The sequence below is a fragment of the Rhizobium sp. NZLR11 genome, assembly GCF_019685115.1.
Taxonomy (GTDB): domain Bacteria; phylum Pseudomonadota; class Alphaproteobacteria; order Rhizobiales; family Rhizobiaceae; genus Rhizobium.
On the sequence record NZ_JABDWD010000001.1, the window covers coordinates 726,408 to 751,526 of the forward strand.

13 protein-coding genes and 2 pseudogenes are annotated in these 25,119 nt (G+C 55.6%); 6 read left to right on the forward strand and 9 right to left on the reverse strand.

The window, feature by feature from the left end:
- Positions 1–110: 110 nt before the first annotated feature.
- Together repB and repA are read right to left on the reverse strand one after the other, a co-directional pair.
- Complete coding sequence (repB, locus tag HJB83_RS03590; protein WP_221159481.1) at positions 111–1,154, reverse strand: plasmid partitioning protein RepB; 1,044 nt, start codon at positions 1,152–1,154, stop codon at positions 111–113.
- A complete protein-coding gene (gene repA, locus HJB83_RS03595) occupies positions 1,151–2,362 on the reverse strand; it encodes a plasmid partitioning protein RepA (RefSeq protein WP_207586079.1) in 1,212 nt (403 codons plus the stop codon). Before repA ends, repB begins: the two co-directional genes overlap by 4 nt.
- A 491-nt stretch (positions 2,363–2,853) precedes the next feature.
- Here repA and HJB83_RS03600 point away from each other — a divergent pair, with 491 nt between their 5' ends.
- Complete coding sequence (locus HJB83_RS03600) at positions 2,854–3,588, forward strand: NYN domain-containing protein (protein WP_221159482.1); 735 nt, start codon at positions 2,854–2,856, stop codon at positions 3,586–3,588.
- A 176-nt stretch (positions 3,589–3,764) separates the two neighbouring features.
- On the opposite strand, the gene HJB83_RS03605 is transcribed toward HJB83_RS03600, so the two are convergent.
- Together HJB83_RS03605 and HJB83_RS34555 are read right to left on the reverse strand one after the other, a co-directional pair.
- Complete coding sequence (locus HJB83_RS03605) at positions 3,765–4,913, reverse strand: site-specific integrase (RefSeq protein WP_221159483.1); 1,149 nt, start codon at positions 4,911–4,913, stop codon at positions 3,765–3,767.
- A gap of 298 nt (positions 4,914–5,211) precedes the next feature.
- Positions 5,212–5,949, reverse strand: coding sequence for a potassium channel family protein (locus HJB83_RS34555; RefSeq protein ID WP_221159484.1), 738 nt, complete (start codon positions 5,947–5,949; stop codon positions 5,212–5,214).
- Positions 5,950–6,369: 420 nt separating this feature from the next.
- On the opposite strand from HJB83_RS34555, the pseudogene HJB83_RS03615 reads away from it, so the two are divergent.
- The 3 genes and pseudogenes from HJB83_RS03615 to HJB83_RS03625 form a co-directional block, all read left to right on the forward strand.
- Positions 6,370–6,603 (forward strand): annotated as a pseudogene (locus HJB83_RS03615) (DUF1612 domain-containing protein); the annotation flags it as partial.
- A gap of 427 nt (positions 6,604–7,030) precedes the next feature.
- Positions 7,031–15,364 carry an RHS repeat domain-containing protein gene (locus HJB83_RS03620; RefSeq protein WP_221159485.1) on the forward strand — a complete coding sequence of 2,778 codons (8,334 nt, stop codon included), beginning with the start codon at positions 7,031–7,033 and terminating at the stop codon, positions 15,362–15,364.
- Between the two features lie 514 nt (positions 15,365–15,878).
- A pseudogene (locus HJB83_RS03625) lies at positions 15,879–16,136 on the forward strand (DUF5131 family protein); the annotation flags it as partial.
- 11 nt (positions 16,137–16,147) lie between these two features.
- Here the strand turns inward: HJB83_RS03625 and HJB83_RS03630 are convergent.
- From HJB83_RS03630 to HJB83_RS03645, 4 genes are all read right to left on the reverse strand, one after another.
- Entirely contained in the window at positions 16,148–19,270 is a 3,123-nt protein-coding gene (locus HJB83_RS03630) for an AAA family ATPase (protein WP_221159487.1), read from the reverse strand.
- On the reverse strand, positions 19,267–19,914 hold the full coding sequence (locus HJB83_RS03635; RefSeq protein ID WP_221159488.1) for an ABC-three component system middle component 1: 648 nt from the start codon (positions 19,912–19,914) through the stop codon (positions 19,267–19,269). Before HJB83_RS03635 ends, HJB83_RS03630 begins: the two co-directional genes overlap by 4 nt.
- Positions 19,911–22,280, reverse strand: a complete 2,370-nt coding sequence (locus HJB83_RS03640; protein ID WP_221159489.1) for an ABC-three component system protein — start codon at positions 22,278–22,280, stop codon at positions 19,911–19,913. Before HJB83_RS03640 ends, HJB83_RS03635 begins: the two co-directional genes overlap by 4 nt.
- A 251-nt stretch (positions 22,281–22,531) precedes the next feature.
- Positions 22,532–23,371 (reverse strand): HEPN domain-containing protein, encoded by an 840-nt coding sequence (locus HJB83_RS03645; protein ID WP_221159490.1) that lies wholly within the window; start codon positions 23,369–23,371, stop codon positions 22,532–22,534.
- 131 nt (positions 23,372–23,502) lie between these two features.
- On the opposite strand from HJB83_RS03645, the gene HJB83_RS03650 reads away from it, so the two are divergent.
- On the forward strand, positions 23,503–23,979 hold the full coding sequence (locus HJB83_RS03650; protein ID WP_221159491.1) for a hypothetical protein: 477 nt from the start codon (positions 23,503–23,505) through the stop codon (positions 23,977–23,979).
- Between the two features lie 61 nt (positions 23,980–24,040).
- Here HJB83_RS03650 and HJB83_RS33930 read toward each other — a convergent pair whose 3' ends face one another.
- Positions 24,041–24,481 (reverse strand): hypothetical protein, encoded by a 441-nt coding sequence (locus tag HJB83_RS33930; RefSeq protein ID WP_259671262.1) that lies wholly within the window; start codon positions 24,479–24,481, stop codon positions 24,041–24,043.
- Positions 24,482–24,896: 415 nt separating this feature from the next.
- Here HJB83_RS33930 and HJB83_RS33935 point away from each other — a divergent pair, with 415 nt between their 5' ends.
- Positions 24,897–25,097 carry a hypothetical protein gene (locus tag HJB83_RS33935; RefSeq protein WP_259671263.1) on the forward strand — a complete coding sequence of 67 codons (201 nt, stop codon included), beginning with the start codon at positions 24,897–24,899 and terminating at the stop codon, positions 25,095–25,097.
- Positions 25,098–25,119: the final 22 nt, after the last annotated feature.

Here is a 25,119-nt window from a genome sequence, read left to right on the forward strand (position 1 = left end):
CGGCGCCAAGACTCTTGACGAATATTCGTGGAAGTGCGATTCTCAGGGTGCTTAGATCTGAAAGAGGTTTCCACGACGGCGACGTTTTGGGGGCCTTTTTCTTTTTCCGCTTAATCTCCGTTGTTCAACTGGTCTGTAGCGTCGCTCTTGGAGCGATGCTCCTCAAAAAGTGCGGGCAATCGTTCAAGGACGAAGGTTGCGAAATCAGGCATCTCGCGTCGATCGATCGAGAGGTCCAACTTTGTTTTGCTCTTCGTCACCTGCGCCAGACGCACGCCCGCGGGCGTCGTCAAAAGGTCTGGAAGGCCTCGCTTTGCTAGTGCCGGTTTAAGGTGGGCGACAAGCGACTTGAACCGGTCGGGTGAGGGCAGGGCTTTCGCCTCCGCCGATCGCAAGAAGGTCGAGGCCTGCTCAAGGTCACTGTCGCGCCCCACAAGATCGGCGAGACCCACCCAACTTTTCAGCCCGATCCCGGGCGCCGAGCCGATGGCATCGATAATATCCGTGGGAATGCGGGCCACGACCGACAGCATGTTCGACAGATCGCTTTTGTAAATGGACAAAGCCGCCATCACGACATCTCTCGAAAATTGCTCGTTCAGCCGAGAGGCGAAGCGGGCCTTTTCGATGAATGTGAGGTCTTGGCGCTCATTATTTTCCTGGCCCTGGGCAATAACGAGTTGCTCGTCGGTCAAGTCCCTGACGATCGCCCTGACGGGACGGTTTAGTTCCGTGACCGCACGCAGTCGACGGTGTCCGAATGCGACTTGGTACCGCCCCGGCGTTTCCGGATGCGGGCGCACGAGGATTGGTATCTGCTGGCCTTGTTCACGGATTGCTTCAACAAGGCCATCAATTTCGCCCGGCATACGGTCCTGAACGAAAGACGGATCGATCGTATCGGTGTCGAGCTCGATGATGGTTTGGCCTTCAGCCAGGCGCCTTTCAATTTCTTCGGCACGCTCAAAACGCGCCTTGCCCTCTGCGAAAGCGCCTCCAACCTGGCTGGTGAGACGAGACGATGCCGGCGTTGCCCCTTCGGTTGGGGCTGTGCCGAGCAGTGGGAGAATGCTTCGGCTCTTAACTGGTCTTTCAACCGGCGCTGCGACGGCACCTGATGGTATCGGGGCCCGGAGGATATCCTTCCTGCTCATGGTTTTCTTCCCCATGCTTTCTTGATCAGCGATTCGATCTCATCGTTGACGTTGTTCATCGCCTCCAACGCGCGATCGTAGGTGGCGCGGGTGAATTGGCCTCTTTCAACTTCGAAAAGGGTCTGGTTCGTCAGTCCCGCATCCGAGACGGCCGTCGTCTTCAGCATCGGGAAATTCAGGACATTTTCCCCGAAAATAGCCCGCAAATAGCCGACCATCTGGTTCTGTGGCCCGTCACTCGGCTCGAAACGCGTCACGAGATAGCGCATCCAGTTATAATCGAAGCGCGCGCCGTGGGAGGAGATCTCCCGAAGCAGGTCCGAGGTCATCGACAAGAACTGGTTCATCGACATCACGTCGAGCATCTGTGGATGCACGGTGATCAAAACAGACGTTGCCGCGGTCAGGGCTGATAGCGTGAGATAGCCGAGCTGCGGCGGGCAATCGATCACGACGACGTCGTAATTCGGCGCCACCTGGTCGAGCACTTCGCTGATCCGGTGGAAGAACATCGTATCGCCGACCTTCCGCTTCATCAGCGCGCGCGGCGTATCGTGTTCGAACTCCATCAGCTCGAGATTGCCTGGGATCAGATGAAGATCGGGAATATAGGTGGCGCGGACGATTTCGCCCATTGGACGGGCGTCGTCGTAGCGTATCGCACCGTAGAGCGTCTCGTTTGCACCGACATCTGTCTCGGGTTGGTTGCCAAAGAGAGTCGACAGGCTAGCCTGGGGGTCAAGATCGATGGCGAGTACGCGGTAGCCTCGCAGAGCAAGATATTGAGCGAGGTGAGCGGCAGTTGTCGTCTTTCCGGAACCGCCTTTGAAATTCATGACCGAGATAACCTGCAACGCTTCATCGTCGCGACGGTGTGGGAGATAGCGGCGATTGCCACGGCCCACCTGGTCGAGATGCTTGCGGATCTTGTGCATGTCCTCGACAGAATATGACCGGCGGCCGGTCGGACTGGTGCTGACCTCAAGACCCTCTAGCTCGTTTGCGAGCTGACGGAGATATACTTCTTTCACGCCGACCAGTTTTGCCGCCTCTGCCGGCTGAAAGGTGCGGATGCCTTTTTCCGCCGTGGGGGGAAAAGTCGCGAGCTGATGCTCTTGCAGTTGCGCCGACAAGGAACGAGAATGGCGTTCAATCAAGCCCATCAGGTCTTCTTCTTTTGGCGGTAATTGTGCAGCGATTTTGGGCATCCCCGGACCTGATTTCTTGAAATAGCGCTTCTGAACGGAATTTCCTAATCACTCCGCTGCTGACAATAAGCATCGATTCTAACAGGCTGGCAAGCTATTTAGGGTTAACAAATCCTTAACGCTGCTGGTCGCTTGCGCCAGGAGATCCTCATATTGTTCTTCGAGAACAAGCGGTTATCGACGCCACGTCGCCGACCGTGGATTTCGGCCGTACACTGGATTCTTTCAACCAAAAGGGGCCCTGGACCCATTTTGGGCTGGCCGTGGCCCGACATGTGTCTCATCCTCACAAACCCGACGGTTCAATCGCGAGAATCACCTCCTACTGCGATTTCGCGCGCGGCATGGTTCCATGCTCGCCGTATCGCAGAGGCCACTCTGTCGAACGGGGTCCGCTCATAGTGGATCAGCCCCATCCGTGACGAGCCGGCTTGACTGCGTGCACACGATCCTGCTGATAACGTCCAACCGCTGCTGAAAAGGAGACCGAAATGCCAGCTGAAATCCGGTCACCGCGACTGGCGGTCTTGATAGATGCCGACAACGCCTCGTCCAAGATCGCCGATGGATTGTTTGAGGAAGTCGCCAAGATCGGTGAGGCAAGTGTGCGTCGGATATACGGAGATTTCTCGGGCACTAAATCTAAGGGCTGGGCCGACGTCCTGTCAAAACATGCCATCATTCCGCAGCAACAGTTCGCTTACACGACGGGCAAAAATGCCTCGGACATCACTTTGGTAATCGATGCGATGGATCTGTTGCATAGCGGCCGGTTCGATGGCTTCTGCCTTGTTTCCTCAGACAGTGATTTTACCCGGTTGGCGGCCCGCATCAGGGAACAGGGGATAGATGTCTTCGGGTTTGGCGAGCAGAAGACGCCGGAGAGTTTCCGCCAGGCGTGCCGCCGGTTCGTCTACACAGAGAATTTGCTGCCGGGAAAGGCCAAAGACGAAGGCGATGCGGCTTCGACCGACAAGCCCTTGCAGCCGCCGAGCGCGGCAGTTCCGTTGATCAAGAAGGTGCTGTCGCAGGAGGATGCCGATGATGGCTGGGTCAATCTCGGCACTGTCGGAAAACAATTGCTAAACTTGGCACCAGATTTCGATCCGAGAACCTTCGGCTTCAAGAAACTCAGCGATCTCGTTCGGAAGACGAACCAGTTTGACATTCAACAGGGGGAGGGCGCTGGATTTAAGATTCGCGCTAAGCGGTCGAGGAACAAGTGAGGTGCGTATTCTGATAAAGGCAAGCCTGCACAAACGGACTATGAAATGGTACCCGTTGATTGGGTCGCGGTTGGCTTCTTGGGACATACTCCCTTGATCGCCCATACCGCGCCGCGGACTTGCCATTGATAAATGAAAGTCGCCGTGTGGGGAGCGGCAGACACTTTCAAATCACATTATAACATTCGTGCCGCCTTTCCGCTTCGACGCGTAGCGTTGTTGTAATAGCCAGATGCCTGCTGAACCGATCTATGGCGAGACTGTTCCATCGCCTCAGGCAGAGGAATGCCGCGATTGGCAGCTTCGGTCAGATAGCCTGACCGAAGCCCGTGCGCCGAAAACTCCCGGGCCTCTAAACCGGCTAACGCCGCCCGTTGCTTGACCACCGCATTGACAGCGCTCGGCTCCAGCGCCCGCTTCGAAACATTTCCCCACCGATCGACCTTGCGGAACACAACAGCGCTGTCGATCTTGGCAGCCTCAAGCCAGGCATTGAGCGCCTCCACCGGACGCCCGGTGAGATACACGACCTCGTCATGATCGGCGCCCGATGTTTTTGTGCGGCCGAGATGAATAGCGAGAGAGGGGAGGGGAGGGCCGTCGGGCACGGTGATTGGCGGTTCTACGCTCAGCTGCTCGACGCGCAGTCCGGCGATCTCGCTGCGCCGGCGACCGCCGGAGGCGAAGGCAACCATCAGGATCGCCCGGTCGCGTAAATCGCGCAGGCTGCCGGATGCGCAGGTCGCCAGCATCTTCGCCAGCACGTCGCCGGTGACCGCCTTGGCACTCTTGCGGCTACGTTGTCGCGGCGCGGCCCGCGCGGCAAGCCGGACGGCGGACTTGAGGGCAGGGGAGGAGAAGTTGCCGGTCATGCCGCGCCACTTGGTCAGCGTCGACCAGGTTGCCAAACGTCGGCGCACTGTGTCGGGTGCATGCGGGCCAACAGTTTTCAGAAATCCTTGGTCGCGTAGGCTGCTGTCGACATCTGCCGGAATGCCGTGGTGCGGATCGGCGGCACGCTTTGCCGGATCCCATAGGTGGTGCGCGACGAATTTCAGCAGCATCGCTTCTGGAGCCGGCCAGGGGAGGGACGTGCCGGTCGCTGCCAGCGACCAGGCCTGCAAATAGGCAAGGTCAGATGTCAGAGCGCGAAGCGTGTTTTCGCCCATGCCTTCGTTGACCAGATGCCGCAGTGTTTCGACGTCCTGGTCGGTCAGCAGTTCCGCCAGCTCGTCGCGGCGCTCCAATGGCAGCACGGCGGCAATGGTTTCGAGTGCGTCGACGCGCAGATCGACAGGATTTTTCGAGCTGGACGGCTTTGGCATGACGACGCTCCGAATCGACGGTTTTCAACGGCGCTGAGGCCGTGCTTCGCATCGATTCTTGCAGATTTGCGCCTCCAGATCAATCACCTCCGATAAGCAGTACTTATCGATGGTTAAGAGACCAGTCATCAGCCGAACCAACTAGTGGAAGTAAATGATGATATTGCTTCCAGTTAACACCTTTTAGAATTTCGTTTCAATATGTTGTGGTTAACAGGAAGTTGACGGTCTCTCCTCGGCGGAACGATCAGCGTAGATCCTGGCCTGCGCGGCAGGTTTTCATTTCGGACCTTCATCGTCAGGGGGGCTTCAAATTTGGTGGAGGCTGGCCCTCATCTGGTTGGGGTTGCGGGTTCGCGGCATGAGGGCACTTCGAGTCCTCATCCTGATCGGCTTTCTGGGACGCTCGCCAAGCCAGTGCATTGAGAAATAGGCCCGCAATAAATATCCCGGAGGTGGCCTCCAAGCCTACCAAGAGACGCGAGGCATTCGCTACAGGAACGATGTCGCCGAGACCGAGGGTCGTAAGGATCACGACGCTCAGATAGAGCATGCGCCCACGGTCTTTTCCAATAGCCATGGAGGTCCCCACAAACTCGTTTTGGAAGTCTGTTAGCGTTGATACGTCATCGCCCCATACTACAAATTTGCCGGAAACCGCGGCAGCAACCCACTTCCGGGCTTGGTTCGCACTACGAAACTCCGGCTTTAAAAGGTCGGTATCTTTCTCACCAATAAGCGCACAATCTAAGACTCCCCTGCGCGGGTGAGTGCGCTCCGTGTAATTGCATTCGGCGTCGAAACGAAAATAGCTGAGCGGGGCGTCCGTCCTATTGTGAGATAATCTGGTCCGCTGGTATTCTTTCATTTCGATTCCAATGGTGACGCGTATCGTCTGCCCGTCGGTAATCGGCCGGCTCAGCCCCAACGATTCGCAGTTGGCGTAGTACCTCGAGAAGAGCGAATGAGCAGGCAAAGCCCAAAACGGCTTGGAATCGAGAGCTTGGTGAAGTTTCCAGGTGGTGCCGATATTCACAAACGGTCCGGGAGGATCGCAGAGATTCGCGCGAACACGAAGAAATATAACTTTGCCTAAAACGAGAGTAGCTTCGTCTTGTCGGTCCGACCAACTGGCCTCCTTCGGAGCGTATGGTGCATAGAACCCATCTGGGGATATCAGATAATACAGGCCAGCAAAGCCGGGAATAAGGCAAAAGTAGATCGCAAGGTAGCAAAGGGGATACACACTGCTAAGCCATGCTAGCAGTCCCGTCTTTTTTTCCTGTTTTTTTCCAGGCGAGCTCACGCGGTGCCCTCGATTTCGATTATTTAGACTATCGCTATACCTGGGATTGTCATCAGCAATATTGCCAGTCGTCTGACAATTTCTTGAAATTGATCTCAATCGTACGTCGCCCCTAAAAGGCTGGTCAGTTGCTCAGATGTGAGCAGTGTTGACGTTGCCAACCTATTCGAGGTCGCCCTTGCGGCGATCGATGCGGTGCATGATCGCTCGGATGCTGCGATCGCGCGAGCTGGGAAGCGCGGCCGGACTCCGGCCGATCCGATAATCTACAATCTCAACTGGGGCGAGGACGAAAGGCTGGACGAGTGGCGCGGTGTGCTGCGCCACGCTGAAAGCCTGCCGGCGGTGCTTCGGGCGATCGTCGCCCCTAATGCCTGGAATGAGCCTTGAAGATCGGCTGTAGGCAGCCATGTTCTCTTCCGCGGCAAATTTCACGTTAAGCGCCAAAATCGAAGCCAATATCCCGAATTAATTGCCAAATCTCAAATTAGGTGCCGCGCTTTCTTGTTGAAATCAACACATCCGGAGTCTTGCAGTTGAATGCAAAAAAATACGCAAGAAACGTACCAGTGTAGAAATGATCGCCCTACGCAGGGGCGCATGGATGTGATTGTTTAAACAACATCTTTACTTTCGGTAAAGTTGTAGTAAATTTCAATGGGAATACTGGCGTGCTTGCTTTACCTGTTCGCGCGCTCCGAGTCGATGCGTTGTCGCCTATCAAGATTGCCTGTCAACTATACCATTAGATTCAAAGCCTCTCAACGCGAGGAAATGCACAGTTGTGCCTAGCTATAGGTTGGATTGTTAAATGGGAAAAATCGTTTTTTATATTTGGATTATTTCCATGCTACTTTCTTGCTGCGCGGAAGCGTCACAAATGGTTGGATCAATTGATGGATCTTTTGATATAACACTTTCTGGAAGCGCCGCCTATTCGATTCCAATTAAGATTGCCCCGGGTTCCGCCGGAACCGAACCCAAAGTCCAACTGTCTTATGATAGTCAAGCCCCGGCCGGTCCCGTGGGCGCTGGATGGTTCCTGACCGGACTCTCATCGATTACGCGCGGCCCAAAACAGCAATCCATTGATGGAGAGAGCGGGGGAGTGGAGTTTGATGAAGACGACGCGCTCTATCTCGATGGCCAGCGGATCATCGTGGTCGCAGTCGCAGGGGCGGGAGCGGACCGTCGCGTGGAATTTCGGAAGACACTCGACGACCAAACCCGAATTTTTCAAATTGGACCTGACCTCCAGCACTCCTACTTCAAGGTACAAACAAAAGGGGGATTAACCATCCTCCTTGGAAATGCCGAGAACAAGAACGGGGCGCCCGACGACAGCGTTGTACGCTTCCCAGACGGAACCATCGTAGCCTTTGCAGAAAGTCTGGCGATCGACACCGCAGGAAACTTTATAGAATTCAATTACGATCAAAATGGAAAGGGTCAGTATAACGTCTCCCACATCAACTATACCGGGCATGGATCGCTTGCGGATAATGACGTCTTGCGAGACGACCAGCGTCCTTATGCATCCGTAACGTTCGACTATAAAAATGTGCGTCCCCTCGAAGTGTTCACGGGCGGGCGATCCCTTGTTAGAGACCACATACTGACCGACATCCGTTCATGCGTCGGATCTTCAGGAATTCCGAAGGGCCAACGATGCGTCGCGACCTTCGACGGTTCGCCGAACGCCCAGAAACAGACAGCTCATTACATACTAGAGTATTCGGACACTGCTTCTGCAAACCGCTTCACCCTCAGTCGCGTTCGCCTTTTCGGTCAAGATGATCAGACCGAACTGGCGCCGACCCAATTTACTTACGAGCGGCCTTCATATGGTTGGACAACTGTCAGCGACACATTTCCGAAATCCGCTGTGCTTGCAGAGCGTGTCGTCGCTGAGGCGTATCGGTTCACCCATTTTCGAAATCCGGCGAGCCGAGGCAATGACATTCTGTTCTCATACCGCTCTGAAGCGGGTATCAAGTCTTTTGCTTTTAAGAACGACGGTTTAGGCGGCTCGTCAAATTCGCTTTGGACGCCGGCGCCAAGCTTTGCTCCACCCATTCCTTTCGTCGATGACCTTGGTAATGATCTTGGCGTAATAGTAAGGGATGTAAATGGGGACGGCAGAGCGGATCTCCTGCAAAATTCAAGCGTCGGCGGAGTGACGGAAAGTTCTTCTTATGTCGCCGACGCCACCAAATTCGTGGCGGATCCCTCATACAAGTTGCCCTTTGTCGTCAGTCGGGACGGCAAAATCGTGGCCTCGTACCGTTTCGGAAACTGGACGGGTGGGAACGGATCAGATTTGATTTTTGAATCGGAAGGCATAAGCGGCTTCCTGCGAAACGATGGGCCTGGCGTTGGCTGGGAACCTCTAGGAGCAGCTTACAAGCCTCCGATCGCGATCAACAAATCACTTCATTTAGTCGACTTCTCCTGCGGTCAAGGCAAGCCGGCACTGGTTGGAACGCGACCTGGCGTCAACGGCGCGCCTGAATGGGCGGTCTACCGCATGGGATCAAATGGCTGGGAAGAAGAAAGCGACGCAAAGTTCAAACCTCCTTTTGCCGCAGACACCGATCCGGAAGCGGTCAGAGACATTCAGATAGAGACTTCGTCGGGCTCATGTGACGGGTTGTTGATCGCGACGTCTCGGAACGGGGGCGTACACGACACACTGGTAGCCGGGACTGATGGCTGGACGAGCCGCGCACCACCCGGATTCGACATTGTGGATTCGTCCGGCCGTTCCGCAGGCGCGGTTGTCGGCGACGTTGATGGAGATGAATCGTCGGATATTCTCGCAAATCGCGTATTCGCTGATGGTAGTGCGGTACGTTACGCTTATTTGTGGCAGAACAACGGCTGGGTGAGCGCCCCTGGCTTCATCCCGCCGCCGATGATCGTGGATGCTGCTCAACGTTCGCCGGTGTTTTTCGTAGGTGACCTGGATGAGGTGAGGGGAGCCGATATGGTCTTCGTTTCCGAGACCACTCAACTTCCGAATACGCCTGCATGGAAACGGGGACAGGTTTTCACCGCCACTGGGACTGGCTTTTCAACCCATCTGGATCTGACACCTCCGCTAGCCTTTGCACGTAATGACAAACAGGATTTAGGCGTCAGGTTTGTTAGCTTACATGACAAGGGCCTCCCTGACGTTATTTTCAGCCGCAGCACAGTGGTGAACGGCCAGCCGACAATCCTGAGCGGTGCCTACAACAATACCGGTACCGGCTGGACGGGCGAGCCAGGCGATTGCACCAATGCGGCTCAGCTCGACCCAAATCATCCAACCGGCCTATGCCCTCCACTGCCCTTCGCAGGCGACGATATCACGGGAAATCCCGTCCAATTCCTCGATCTCGATAACGATGGCTGGTCGGACATGATCTACAGCTATCGAGACAAAGCCGGGGTCTTGACATATCACGCGTATCTGAATGTTGCCGATGGGCAGAATAAACGGCGCTGGAGCGATATTGAGACCGAACATCCAGACCTTCGATCTTTGATGCCTCCTGCCGAAGTCATGCCGTTGGCGAGCTACGGCATCGGGGACATGGGGGTGCGGTTCACAAAGCTTGATAAAAACCGTGTGGGAGTGCTCGTCGGCTTCCGCGCTGCAGGACAGCAGGAATGTCACTCGGATCAGGAGACCGGGGTGGACTATGGCTGCGCAATCGCTCCCGGCCAGCTAAAGAGCTTAGCCTATGTCCTTGACGGGAAAAACTGGACCCGCGACAGCAGATATGATCCCCCCATCCCATTTGTGACCCAGTACGATACGCCCCAGGGCCGCTCGATCGATCTGTCAGTTCAGATCCTGGATATCGCCGGCGACACGCTCCCCGGTCTCGTGTCAAACTTCACTGATCCCATAATCGATGCCCTCCCATGGCCGCACGACCCCGCTACGACGAACAAGGTATGGCGCAACTTCGGAAAGGGATGGGATTCCAACAACAGCATCACGCTACCCTATGCGCTCGACGCTGCAATGCGCGAGCCCAAAACCATCGTCCAATTCACCGAACTGAATGGCGACGGTATTCCAGATCTCGTGATGACAAAAGGCGATTGCCCCGATTGTTCAAAAACCTGGCTTGGCACAGGCGCCGGCTGGGTCGAGCGTGCGCAGTGGAAAGTGCCCGCGGCCGCAATCTCAGCTCAGGATGGCGATCCGGGATTTCGTATAGTCGACACGAAAGGGGACGGGTATCCTGACATACTCTATGCCCGCACCAGAACGGATGGGCTGATCGAAAAAGGTCTGCTGCTAAACAATGGCACTGACTTTTCCACCATTGGCCCCGCTGCAGCCGTTCCGGAATTTGCCTTCACAAGCAAGGACGGCATCGACCAAGGTGCGAGGCTCCTCAGTGTCACCGGCAAGGGTTTGACGGACATTGTACAGGCTTTCGCCGGCGCGCAGCCTCGTGTTTATCTCAATAACTCGCGCCGGACAGATGTCGTCGACACCGTCTTGGATGGTTATGGAATCAAGACAAAAGTCTTCTATCAGACTCTGCTGGAGCCGGACGGCGCAGATGACCGGTCGGGAATAACGGAAGGTGGACCCCTTGGACGCTCCGCCTACGAACCGGCATCAGCTGACCCAGGTCTTATATCAGCAACTCCGTCAATGTACGTTGTCAGAAAAGCTGAGGTCGACCAGGGCGACGGGAAGATTGTGCCCTTCTACTACCGTTACGGCGGGTATCGTATCGATCCCGCTTTGTTGCGGCCACTTGGCTTTAAATGGCGCGAAAGCCTGAATACGGTCAGCAAATCTCTCGATAGAACTGAATTCATCCAGGACTCCCGAATTTCGTCAGCTATTCGACGTCAATCGACATGCATTGTCGATCCCGTTCTGCTGGCTGCGTGGCCGAAAGACAAAGATTTTCCCCTGGATCTCTGCCCGGAAGATCCGTCGATTAAAACCGCCTGGGGTCGGAAGGTCAGCGAAACGCGAAACTGCTGGACGGTCTTCGAGGGAAGCCCTTCACCTCCTATAACGGAGACCGCGTTTCCTGAGACGTCGGAGTGCGGAGAAACGCTTCAACACGATTCGGTCGCCGGACCGACAATCCGGCAAACCAGTCTGAGCAAGGCGTTTACCACGACATACGAACTTGACGGCCTTACCATTTCCTCAAGCGTGACAAGTCTTGAATACGATCCCGCCGGCAATATCCTCCTGAGATCAGCAAACGTAAAAAGGACAGAGAACCGTCTTGCGGACGGTTCCTATATTAGAACCGACAACCTGTACGCGGATCTTCCGGATCTATGGTTTCTTGGCCGTCTTTCGCGAACCTTGGTAACGAAATCGCGGCCGGACTCGGGCGGGACAGAGGAAGTTCGGTGTTCATCGTTTACTTACAGTGCGAGCTCGGGGCTCTTGTCCTCGGAAACGCAAAACTGCGGAAATGCCCGGTCCGTCACAACCAACTACGAAAGAGACAAATTCGGAAATCTGACCCGCAAAATCACCACCGCGAATGGGGAACCTACCCGAGCAACGACGGTTCAATTTGATTCTCTCGGCAGGTTCGTTGAAGCAAGTGTTGACGTGCTCGGACATAGCACGTCATTCTCGAACGATCTGGTGACCGGCCAGCCACTTGTATCGACTGACGCCAACTACTTGTCGACATCGTTTGCCTATGACCCGTTTGGTCGGCTGGTACGTCAGGTTTCTCCCGACATGTCGACAATGCAGAGCGTCTTTATCGGCAGGGTGGATCAGCTTCCTACGATTTCCAGCGGCGCCAGCATCGCGTCCGACATCGCTGCTGATTTCGGCTACGCGATAAAGACCGAGCGTTCGGGCCACCCGCCGTCCTTTGCAATTTTTGACAGGAAAGGCAAATTGATCAGAGCTGTGACCGACGCCTTCTCCACGGCCGGAAGCACGCCCCGATATGTCTTTTCTGACACGATCTATGACCTGATGGGCAATGCGACAAAGGTATCTCTTCCATACGAGGTCGGATCCACACCGACGTGGGGGTTTACGGAATATGATCAGCTCAATCGCGTTTGCCTCACCGTTGCTCCGGATGGACTGCGCACGGAAACCCTCTACAGAGGTTTGAAACAGGGGGGAGCAAGAGTTGACGTCGTCGCTGATCCAAAAGCGCAGCTGGCATTGATGAGCAATGTGGATGACACAAGCGCTCTGCTTTCCTGCGGTCACCCATTTTCGAGCAGCGCCTATCGCAAAGGTGCCCAGGGCCATCGCACATCCTCCCTTTTGAATATGAGCAAACTGATTGTTCAGGCATCCGACGCAAAGGGTTCTGTAAATTACACCTATGATTCCGGCGACCGCATCAGGACCATGATCGGACCGACCGGAGCGAAGACCACTTACGCTTATGACGAGCTGGGCAATCGGGTCATGGTGGACGATCCCGATCTAGGTGTCTGGCGCTACGACTATGACGCGTTCGGTCGAATCCGCAGCCAGATCGACGCCAAATCTCAGATCTCCACAGTAATCTATGATGTGGCCGACCGACCGCTGCGGCGGGTTCTGCCTGACGTAACAACAGAATGGGAATATGACTCGCTGCCGCATGGCATTGGTCAGCCGGCGACAATCAAAAGCTCCAACGGGTACGAAGAGACGTTTGAATTCGATGCGCTCGGCAGGCCGTACCGCGACATCGTGAAAATCGGCAGCGAACAATTCGTTACGACCACTGAATATGACAATCTGGGCCGCGTGTCGAAGCTGGTCTATCCAAGCTCTCTCGCGGTCGAAAATCACTACGATGCCAAAAGCTTCCTAATCGGCGTCTCGGATCTCCGAACAGGCAGGCCTTACTGGACCGCAAACGCAATCGATATATTTGGTCGGGTCACCGCTGAGACTTATGGCAACCGCGTCACGACGGTTCGAACGTTCGACGCGAAAAGTTTGAAGCCATTGCGCTACCGATCTACCTTTGCTGGTGGTGCCAGTGTCCTGGACTTGAACCTGACTTACGACATCGTAGGCAATGTCAAAACACGCGCCGATAAAGTCGAAGGGAAAAACGAGTCTTTTGAATATGACGAGCTTGATCGGATCAAGCGATTTGTTCGAACCGGTGGTCGTGCCTTTACCTATCACTTTGATCCGTCCGGCCGCATGACGGACAAAACAGATGTCGGTACCTACACATACGTGGCGGGCCAGCGACAAACAGACGGCCTAACGGCCAAACCGTTCCATGGCGTGCTGGAAACCAGGAACCACGGAATTACGCACAGATACGCCTACGACCTCAACGGAAATATGATCAGGTCCATCGACGGCAGTTTCGAATACACGGCGAGCAATGAACTGAAACTCGCCTACCGGAACGACAAATTCTGGAGCCGGTTTGATTACTCGCCGAATGGTGCACGTTTCAGACAGCTTTCGACTCGCGGCGACCAGACAATTGAAACGCTCTATCTGCCGGGCTTTGAGAGAGTAGTCGACTATTCCCAGCCGTTCATTGATGACTACTTCAATCCCACAGCGGCCGCCGGCCATGCTCGTACCGTTCGATATCGAAATTACCTCTCGAACGGTGCCGGCGTATTCGCCGTCGTCGAGACCGACAACCGGTATGCGCACACCGTGTTTGACGCTCCGCTAACGGCGGGGACCACAAGCACGCAGGAGACCTGGTATCTTCATGCCGACCCGCTCGGTTCGATCCTACGCATCACTGATCAAACTGGCAGATCACGCGCAAAATTCTGGTACGATCCTTGGGGAAAGCGTGAGGCAAAGATAACGGACGCGAACGCGCCGTCCGGTGGCCAGAAGCTGGGCAATTCCTGGAACCGGGGTTTCTCCGGGCACGAACATGTCGACGACTTTGAGCTCGTGCATATGAACGGACGGGTCTTCAACCCGACGCTCGCTGCATTTCTCGGTGTCGATTCCCTGAACCAAATGGTCACCGACACTCAAACGGGCAACGGCTACCTCTATGCGCGCGGCAATCCACTGAGATTGACCGACCCCTTCGGGGCAAGCTGGCTTGGGGATGCATGGCACGCAGTAACGTCGCCTTTCCGGGCGGCAGGCGATGCGATTGGCGCGATTGGCCGGGGAATCGGTCATTTTGCCAGCGAGGCAGGTAAATGGCTTTCAGAGAACTGGCGCACGGTCGTCATTATCGCTGTCGTGATCATCGTGGAAGTCGTGACCGTCGGCGCAGCGACACCGGCGATGGGTCCACTGGCTGCTGGGATATTAGGAGGCATGGCCGCGGGCGCAGTGGGAGGAGGTCTGGGCGCTGCGCTCTACGGCGGTGATTTCAATGACGTACTCGCCGGCGCGATAAAGGGTGCTGTGATAGGAGGGATCTCCGGCGCTGCCTCGGCTGGCATCGGCCAATATTTCCAAGTTCCGCCGGGCCAGCAGCTGAGCACAGCTTCTCAGGTCGGCTCTGTTGCTGCCCATGGAGTTGTCGGCGGTGCGAGATCGGCAATGGAAGGCGGTAAATTCTGGACCGGTTTTGCAGGGTCTGCTGCAAGCGCTGCGGGTTCCGCCTATGGTCCACAGTTTACCAGCGAGGCTGCAAGGACCGTCCGAGCCGGATTGGTTGGAGGAACCACGTCCGCTCTCTCTGGCGACAAATTTGTCAACGGCGCCATACTGGGGGCTTTCTCTGAATCTTTCCGGACTTCAGTTCAGAATGCCAACAGTGGCCGGGGGTCGATCCTTGGAAAGATCTGGGCACTTCCTAATACGGTAATCGGTTTGGCCGTCGGCGGCGCAGGATATGCCGTTTCATACCTGGGTTATGCCCTCGACCTTCAGGAGAATGCACCGGACATCTCATTTGGTCGCAACAGCATCCAGTTCACGGACAACGCATCCATGTTCCTCGGAGGCGCCATCACCCTCGGCAACGTCGAGATCTATGCAGGAGGGGAAGGCTCGGGCGCATCTCCGCTGAGTTCCGGATGGCACGAGGTACAGCATTCCTACCAATCGGAAATGCTTGGACCTCTTTACCTCCCGGCGAACGTCTTGAGTATGGGTGCCGGTTTGATCGTCAATGGCGATACGCACGGATCGAGCGCATTCATGGAAACCGGACCTGGACAGGGAACGCGCTGGCCATGGCAATGACAATCGCGACGCCGCGGAAACACCGTCTCTAATCTTGGGCGCCCGTTGCCCGCTTCCGAATACGTCTCCGTTTTTCCATGCTTTCCTGATCGAATAATGGGACTGTCCGACATCACATGAACCTAGGGGCGCCAAAAATGGACGAATGGATTGATCACGTCCCGATGCGGGGCATCTTTTATTCCTACAAGGGGGGTTTCGAGCCCAGTGTCGTTTGGTATTTAATCGTAAGAATGCCCCTGTTCCGGCAGGCGATGGCACCTAATTTGAGATTTTTCGGTGCGATTTTCGGCGCTTGAGGCCCTCCGATCTGACCATAACCTTTTGTGATATTTGGCCTTTTTAGATGAAGCTTGGCCGTAGTTAGCCATCTTTTTCACGGCGGTGAATCTCACATTAAGTGCCAAGATTTAAGCCAGCATCTCGAATTAAATGCCAAGTCTCAAATTAAGTGCCCGGCTATCTTGTTGAAATTGTTAGGAGTGGAATCTTACGATTAAATGCCAAACGACAGATGGCGTCGTTTTTGCTCTCGCTCAACGATGACGTTCTCCCGAACGTTTGGCTCGGAACCAGCGTCGAAAACGCCGATGTTGTGGACAGAATAGCTGCGCTAAGGATCGTTCCCGCGGCAATTCGATTCATCTCGTTTGAGCCTCTTATCGGTTCAGTTGGGACGGTGGATCTCAGCGATATCCACTGGGCCATAGTTGGTGGGGAAAGCGGCCGCTCTGCACGCCCAATCCGCGAAGATTGGATCGACGAAATCTACGTGGTTACGCGTTACCCAGAAACCGCAGCCAGGGGCACGACGCCGTCGGCCGGACGGTAGTTCCATTCTACGCCTTCCTGCCCCAATCCTTGCAAGCTCAAAATGCCACAAGGCAGGTTTCGCGACGCGACCTTTCGGCGCAGAAATTCGGCTTGCGCACGATCATGCGTGGAAAGAAAGACTTGGTATCCACGGTCAGCCACAAGGTTGCAGATGAAATCCGCGAAGGCGGCAGCATGAATTGCGTCATTGTGCTGCAGCGGATCGTCGAGAACCAAGCCGCGCCAGCGCGACCAAGGATATGTCAGGCTGGCAGCGCACAGCATACTTACTGAAAGCGCCGCCATCTGTCCTTCGCTATGCACCAGTACGGGATCGATCTGCCCAACTTCGGTCGGAACTTCTCCATCCTTGGTAGCGCTCTGTTCGACACGACGATTTCGGACATGCTGGTCGATGCCGACCCTGGGGTCGCAAAGAATTGCCCGGCTGACCGATTTCATGAGATTGGCAAGCGGCTTCATATAATTTGCATTGAATTCGGCGACCTCGTCGAGGATCTCCGAACTCGCGACTTGAGCGATGTCTTTCGCTTCCTGTGTAGCGTCCGCAAGCCGCGATTTTGTATCGATCGCGGCCTGTACCTCGGCGCGAAGCTGTGGTCGGTCGCTATTGGGCGCCCCGCTGACCGCTGCACGGAGGTTTTCCAGAGCTATAATGTGATTCTCGACAAGGCTTTTCGCCGTTCTTCCGTCGCGCAACCGTTTCAGAAGATCTTCTGCTTCACTCACTTTCGCCCGCGTCGCCGTGGAACTTATCGTCAGTGACGTCAATCGGTCGGCGTCAGGTTCGTCGGAGCCTTTGAAATTCAACTTACGCCATGCTTCGATCGCGTCGTTTTTCCGTTGGGACGCTGCACTGATCAAATCGGCGCCTTGCTGTTTGCGAACGGTCGCCGCAGTCGCCGCAACGTCCAGAGAAGCAAGGTCCTGCTCAACGGACTCGCGGGCCGATGACGCTTGCTCGCTCGCTGCTTCCTTGGCCAAAAAACTCGCTTCCGCGCGACCCAATGCGTCCTCAAGCTGATCTCCACGTGGTGAGCCCGCACCGAAGACCTGATCATATTGAGCGACGGACTTAGAGATTGTCTCAAGCGCCTTGGCCGCAACATCCTGGTTATGGGTGGCGGTTGTAAGCTCGGCCTGCGCCTGATCGCGGCGCCGAACAGCAGCCGCGTGGGCTCCTCCAGATGCAAATAGGGTGCCGGATAGTTTGTTTCGCCAATACCACTTACGCTGTCTCAGCCACGCAATATCCGTGGCGCTTTTCGCGAGCTGGTCATGACGGAGCTTTGCCGTGACGGTGTCGGCGGTCAAACCTGCGTCAAACACCCTGGCCCCGAGGTCTATGTTTGCCTGCTCCTCCAAACGACGCTCGTCGTGCAGATCGTTGCGCCGCAGTTCGAGCGCGCGAAGTTCGCCGAGCTTACCCTTCGCCAAATCCCGTTGCCGCGTCAGACCGATCACCTGCGATTCCTGCGCAAGCACAAGCGGTGCCAGCCGTTCAGCGGCCCCAGCCGCGCGGCGCTTCAGTTCTCCTTCGATGTCGAAATGGGTTGCGCAAACAGGGCAATCACAGGACTCGTGCGTCAAGTTTGCCGCCACGCTCGCAACAGCGCTCGACATCGCAGTCACAGTCGTTCTGAGTTCGGCGAGAATCTTCTCTTGCCCTTCGACAAGCTCATCGAATGATGTCAACTCGCCATTGGCCCGCGCGATATCGTCATTGAGATTCGGGCTAGAAGCTTCCAGCGCTTCAATAGACGACCGTAGCTCGGCAATCCTCGCATCCCGTGTCATCCAAGCGAGAACATTCTCCCGCTCGGATTGCGCAAGTTTGACACGCTCATCCAGTCGGCCGACATCACCCTCGATGCGGCGCACAATCTGCAGGCGGCGTTCAAGCGACGATAGTTCCCTTGTCTCGCCCTCCAACTTGGAGCGAGCATTTACAACGTCAGCGTCCGCCGTGTCCTTTCTCTGACCAAGCAGAGCGGCAGACTGGAGTGCGTCCTTCAAACCTTTGAGACGGTCACGCAGGTCCCGAGCATTCTTCGCAGCCAGCTGGCTGGCATTTTCGCCATCACTTGCCTGGGAAAGCGCTGCCTCAAGGTCTTGGCGCTTCGCCGCAAGGGAGGTAATCTGAGCGTCGATGGCTGCGGCGGCTACCTCCAATTCCGAACATTGGCGGGACGCGTCCTCCCAGGCAGCGAGCGCCTCCTTTCCGGACATAATGTTGGTCGCCAGGATTCGAGCTTCATCGCGTAGCCCGTTGAGTCGGGTCTCAAGGCTTCCGATCGTCCCGTCATCGAAAGCCGCGATCAGCGACGCTGGTCTAGTTCCAGTAGCTTCCTCCAACAACTGGGAGATAGCCTGTGCCAGTTGCGTTGACGCCTCGTCATTGAGGGCGCCGACGCTCGTGAGACCCGACCACAGGCTTGCCTCCGTATCGAGGAGGTTGCGAAGAGCGGACACCTCTTTGTTGAGTTCGTCGATGCGGTCGGAAAATGCGCGGCTGGCTTTGGTATTTCCCTTTCCGTGCAGCGCCTTGGCTATCTCTTCGACCTGTTTGCTCTGAGCGGCCTCCTTGAGGATATCAAAGCGTTCCCCTGGTTCTCGGTTGGTCAAACGCGACTTCGTCGATTGTCCGAGAAAGTGTGTCAGCAGCAAATAGCTCGACAGTTCGGAAATGTTGCGATCCCAACCTTGATCCCGCAGGAATTCAGCGATATCCGGGATCGTGCCGGCAACGGTAGACTTTGTTGCTCTCGAAGACGACAAAGTGCGCGAGAGGCTGTTGCCGCCCGTGAAGTCTAGCGAGACGCTGGTCGGACCTGGAGCGCCCTCGCGCCAGCGGCACAAGTAGCTGCCGACCTTCTTAACCCCATCTGCATCCCGAAAATGGTCGATCTTGTCGGTCAGCGCCCATTCGAGGCCGTCGAACATCGACGACTTACCGATACCATTGCTGCCGTGAACGACGAGCACGCCAGGTCCGTCCGGAAGACCGATGTCCAGGCTCTTGAACGTCCGGTACTGTTCAAGCCGAATGCGGTTGAGATAAACGCTGCTCATTTGGACGCCTCCCTGGCTTGAACGAGCTCGGTGACTAGGCTTTTGGCGTCATCCTTCAGCTGGTCCGCCTTGATCACCCATTGCTGAGCGACCTTCTTTTCCAGCCCATGCTTTTCGAGAATGCGCTCTGCCAGCTCGTAGGTCTCATCAAGGGGGGCGTCACTGACGGAGCCGACATTCGCCCATGGCATTGCCAGGAAAGTTCTGGCAAGGAAGGTGTTGAAGGACCCCTGCACATCAGTCTTTTTCGAGATCCAAACGACCTTCCGGCAGACAGTCTCATCTCGTTCGAGAAGATCGACCAGGCGCTTCCAGTCGCCTGATGGTGTCGGCGATGTCGCACAGAGGAACAGATGAGCGTTGATCACCTCGCGTTCCAACATGAATGATCGCGCTACGACCATCTGTGCATGGAGCTTCTTCAGCACCAGCTTTACTTGGTCGGCGGAGTCGAGCGCTATCGGGGCGATGACAACAGGATAGTCTCCGAGCCGAAGTCCGAACAAACCGTCGAGCCGCTCGACATTGGGCTGGGCTGGGCGGCTGCGGAAGTTCGGTGAGGTGAAATCGGCAACCTGGTCGGCTCGCCAGTGTAGCGCTTGGGCAGCCTCAACCAGGAGCGAATTTAGTATTTCAGGTGTCATGCAAGCACCCTTTCGCGGTCGTCGTCCTGGCGCTTTCGCCATTGGCCGAATTCTTCCTCGATAGCTTTTCGCCATGTCGAAAGATCTGTGTTCAATGCAGATCGCCAATTAAGATCGTTGCGCACGATGGCCGGCCTTATTCGGCGGGCAACGCTAAGGCTTATGCCTGGGTCGCCCGCATTCAACACTGTATCATCCGGCTCGGTGACCTGCACCTCGGCGCTTCCGGACAAAATCAGTGCGTCGACATCCCATTGTTCGGGTCGGCTCCAATCCGTCAATAAGTCTCCGCCAAGGATTTCCGTGGCCGCCGATCCCAAAGCTAGCCCGTCCACGTCGAAGGTCAAATTCCCCCTTTGAACCCCCGCCGGCTTCAGAGGCTCGCCGAGATGTGTAGCGAGGATAAGGATCAAAGCGCTTGCCATTCGCTCCGCGGTGCTGGCGTCTCCATCCCAAGGATCAGCTTTGATGGTGCCGATGCTTCCCAGCCAAGCCAAGAAGTCGCGGCGAAGAGCAGGTGATGCGTCGAGAGTCGCGCGCCAATCATTCCACGTAGCAAGCGTTGCTTGCAGGACATCCTGAGCGATGTGCCCAAGCCCGAAACATTTGCCGGCTACCTTGGTTTTTGAGAGCGTAACATCCAGCTGGCGGACAAGGGATGCATCAATGGACTCGCTGATGCAAAAACGGCCAACCTCGCAATAGGGATAACGTGACGAACTGGAGTGGGCGACAGGCGCAAACGGCAGCTTTGCCTGCCAGCTCGATTTCACGGGGGCGCCGACGCTCAGCGATATTTTTCCATCGCTTGCTTTGCTCAATCTGACAAAGTCATCGGCCTTAACCCGATCCATCGGCGCATCCATTTGGATCGTGATCGACACCGGCGCGGTTTCGCACTGCTCGACGAGTTCTCGAAGTGCGACCTTGCCACGCTCCACCAAACTCTGTGTCGCCCTATCCCAGCCGATGATGATTGTTGATGCTTCATGAGCAGTCTGGCCAGCGAGCTGTTGCTTTACCGCACCATCCGCCAGCTTTTCGAGATGCCGCTCGTAGAAGAATGTGTAGGTCTCTGCGTTCAGCGTCGGAGGCACGAGGAGGCCAGGATGCGTCTTAAACCTTTCAAGGGACGCCGCCTCAAACGCCTCGAACAGCTTTTCGGCTGGGAGATATCGTGCCTTCTTGTCGGGGCCATGACGCAGGATAACGTGGTTGAACCGTTCTGAAAGTGGCGTGCCGCCAATCGATATCCCAACCGCTTCTAATCCGTCATCGTGCGTTATAACGTCCGAAATTTTCCCGATGCTGCGGCGCACGCTGATACCTGCCTGTCGAGCAGCAGCCAGCACCGCAAAGACCATACATTGATTGAGTTGCGCTGCGCGGCCAAGAGAGAGGAGTGGCCCGCTCGTATTGATGGTCAGCAGACGGTCGCGCCGAAGGAGAGGCGTCAGACTATCAAGGATTCCGCGCTCAAGCAGTACTTGGTGGAGTTCGCCCTCATATACAGGTTCAAGGTCGGCTTCCGGATCCCGGTCTTCATGTGCGGCCAGCACGGTTGTCCTCAGACCGCCCTGACCAAAATAGTTCAGAAAGGTCTCCGTGAATTGCACATGCTCAAACCCTTTTATCATCAGATTGAGAATGTCCGTCAGTGCTCCATCGCCATTGCCGCTCACGAGATAGCTGGCAGGAGCGTTGGGCTCTACCGCCGCCGTACCAACGCCTCTCTGCTTCCAATAGTCATAGACATCGGCAGCCCCGGCTTTCTTTTCCTCGCCGAAGCCCATGGCCAGAATGACGTGCTTTACGACATAACTTGAGCCGTTATCGAAGTTCAGCCTCCACTCTGATCCCTCCGGGGCGAGGCTCGTAAGTCTGTGCCGCTCTTTCCAGAAAAGTTTTTGCTGCAGTCGCGCCCTGTGACCGTGAAATTCCTGGACAAGCTTGGCAGCGACAGCACCACCAGTATCCAGCTCCCAATTAAGGAAGGGGAGGGCGGCGTCTCGTTCTAGTGATCCGAGGGACGGCCATTCGTAGATGTGAGGGTGGAGAAGCCGTGGCGAATCGCTTTGCAGCTGAAACACCTCGTCGGCGGGATCGAACAAGGTCACACGGCAATCGAGCAACGCCAGCGCCAAAGCACAGGTGACGCCCGCCGCGCCCGCCCCGATAACTGCAACAGACCCGTTTGTGTCCACCTTACCGCTCTCGTGCATCGCTCTGACCAGTTGCAGAGCACGAACTTGTTGCGAATAAAAAGTGATACGGCGGTCAAACGTACCGACGAAATAGAAGCCCTCTACTCCGGGTATCGTCGCGGATGTCATCCAGTTATTGAGATTGTCTTCAGCCAAGTTCATGCGCGCACTGGTTCAAGTTAAATGAAAGCGTACGCGCATTAAAGACGCCGCTCCCCGCCATTATTCTTCGACGCAACTCGAAGTTTCATGAATGTCTTGGCAGTAAATTGGCCGGGATGCAATCTCCGGAGAACCGAACCTCGGTTGGTAGCGGACAAGACCGCAAATCGTTGGCCTGAAGGCTTCTTCGACGCATCGCTTCGCGACATCGATCGCGTCGGCGGCATCCAGGCGAGTTGCGCGGTGAGGATTCAGGAGACAGAGCCAGCAGCTGCGAGCTGATCGAGTTCGGAAGCTGAGGGAACCCGACCCAGATCGACCATCTTGCGCAGCAGTCCAATCAGCAAGCCGCTCGCAAAACTATATGCTTCCGAAAGCGCCGTGGAGTCCGCACCCGTTCCATGAACGACTTTCGACCTGATATTGTAGGCCTTTTTAACGTCAGCAAAATGAGCTGATTTCCCGGAACTGTCGCCATCATACAAAATAGCTGCATGGAGCGCGATGCGACGGCTAAGCTCCGCTTCGACACTCAACAACCCTTCGATTCCCGCCCAAAGCAGCATGATTTTAGCGTCGTCATCGAAGAGGTAGTGAGCGTTATTGTAATAGCGCATCGACGTCTGAAAACGCTTATCTGCAAGCAAACGGTCAAATCGTTCTATGTTTGAGGCAGCCCACAGCAGCTGATCCTCTTTTATTGCGTTTAACTGAGTGAATGGCCGGATTACCATGTTGCGATTTGCCAAGGTGAACCTCCGGTCAGCGTTGACGCTATATAATGATATGCACGGCGACCGACTTGCTAGCGCGAGGAGACTGAAAAGCCAAAGCGCATTCCACGCCTTCCGAGCGAGCGCTTCTCCGCCTGCCGGATCTTCGATGATCAGAGAAAAACTCGCAATGCGCTCCATCAGAAGGATGCTCGTACTCGCGTGCAGCTCTCCCATGGTTGTCGCAATCGAAAGCTCCTGCCTAGGCGTGAGCGGAGAAATAGCTATACCAGAACCAAGCGGAAAATCGTTCGCCACCGTCAGCCCATGACCCACGATGCGAACATAAGTTCCTGCTCCTGCCTCTACGCTGACCATAAAAATCCCTCGCATTTCTGGGCAATGCTAGCCAATTTGAGAATAGCTTGCCAGCAAATAGGTCGTTTTCCGGACGTGATGGTGCGCAGGAGGTCACTTTGCTATCGTGTCGGAATAAGGGGAGGATGGTAATGGAAGAACAGATTTCGCATTACATGTTGCGGATGGGAAAATTCGAGTTTTTCTTGGTGAGCATGGATATCAATCTCGCGCACGTCGATGGTGCGAACCAAGCCATAATGGGCGTGAACTGGACACGCGTCGCCCAGCTTGTCGAAAATTACTACCCATTCGCACAGTTCGATTTCGACCATCCTCCCATCCGGATGTTCAAGGAGACGGCACCCCAGTTTCTTGTAAAGTCCCACCATGGTGGCTTGAAATGGGATAGTGACGACGTAGTTATCGACTCGTGGGACAGGTTGTTTACGAGGAGTTTTGCGCAACTGCGGAACAATATCGCGCACGGCAACAAGGCCTTGATGCCCGCCGCCTTTACCAACGAAAGAACTCGCCAGTTCATAGCTGCGGGCCACGAACTTATGGATTTCGTAGGGCAGGCGATCTTCAATCGCAGTGATTGGGACGGCCCGATTGCGTTTAGGTGATCAAACAAAGATCTGTGGACCAGCGCGGACATGTTCAGTCATGGCCGCAACATTGCATAAGCTAAGCACCCGGAGCTTTGCCCCGATCGGAGAGGTGTTCGGTAAAATAATCAATCATTTCGGATGATCGCCAGCCCTTGCGAAAACGACGGTTTTCTTCGAAATCGATCATCGGACTCATGTGAATGAATTGGTCCTCGGCATAGATCTTGGAAATTTCTTCTGGATCCAAGCCGCCTGTGCGCAATCCAGCCATCGTGTTCGCACCTTCAATTGCAGCGCCGATCATCAAATCCGCGAGTTGCACGGCTGGGCTGCGCTTGGAATCCACCTGCGTCACCTCAGACAATTTGAGAGGGAATTTCAGGCTCGCGATTTCGGCAGTCCGAAATTCGATCTCTTCGCTATGGTCGATAAATTTGCTGATCATGGCGTTGTAGGCAAGTAGGTTTTTGGACTGGTCGTGTTCGACTCTGTACGCTCCGTCGGTCATCGCTTCCATGCGCGAAATGAGAGATTGGAGCACGATCCAGGCGGCGTCGGTGCGCGTGAATATCGCGCAGCAACCCAAGCAGGCGCTCGTGGTTTCCAGGTCGTCGCGAAATAGACCGGTATTTCAGTTCGCCGGCCTGTAGTCGCGGGAAGTAGTTGCAAATGAGCCTGGCAGCTTCGTCATCCTCTATCGCGATCGCAGATGCGCCTTGAAAACGCTGATCCGCGTTCAATAAGTCGAAGCCGGTGTAGCCGCTCTCGTCAATTCGGAAGCACTTCATGAACACATCCTTCAAGGCGTCTGCTGCCCAACCAGCACCGAGCTGTTGCAGGAACTCTAGGCAAATTATACTTTCAGCAATAGATTAATCGTTGCATTCTAGTCTATGTTCAACCTTAAAGATTGCAAATTAGACGGAGTCGATTTGAGAGATATCCCCTTCACCCGGCCGACGGTGATCGCCGCAAACGAGTTTCTCGGTTTCGCCCTGAGCACACACACGCAAGTCAATAAGATCGTGCTGCGGCTTGGTCTTGAAGAGGAGGTGGCCGCGGGCAGTACGCTTGGAATCGAGAAAAAGTCGATCTCCTCGGCCGCCTTGTTCTGGCTCGATCCCGCGAGGTGATTGAGACGAGCGAGGGGAAGGT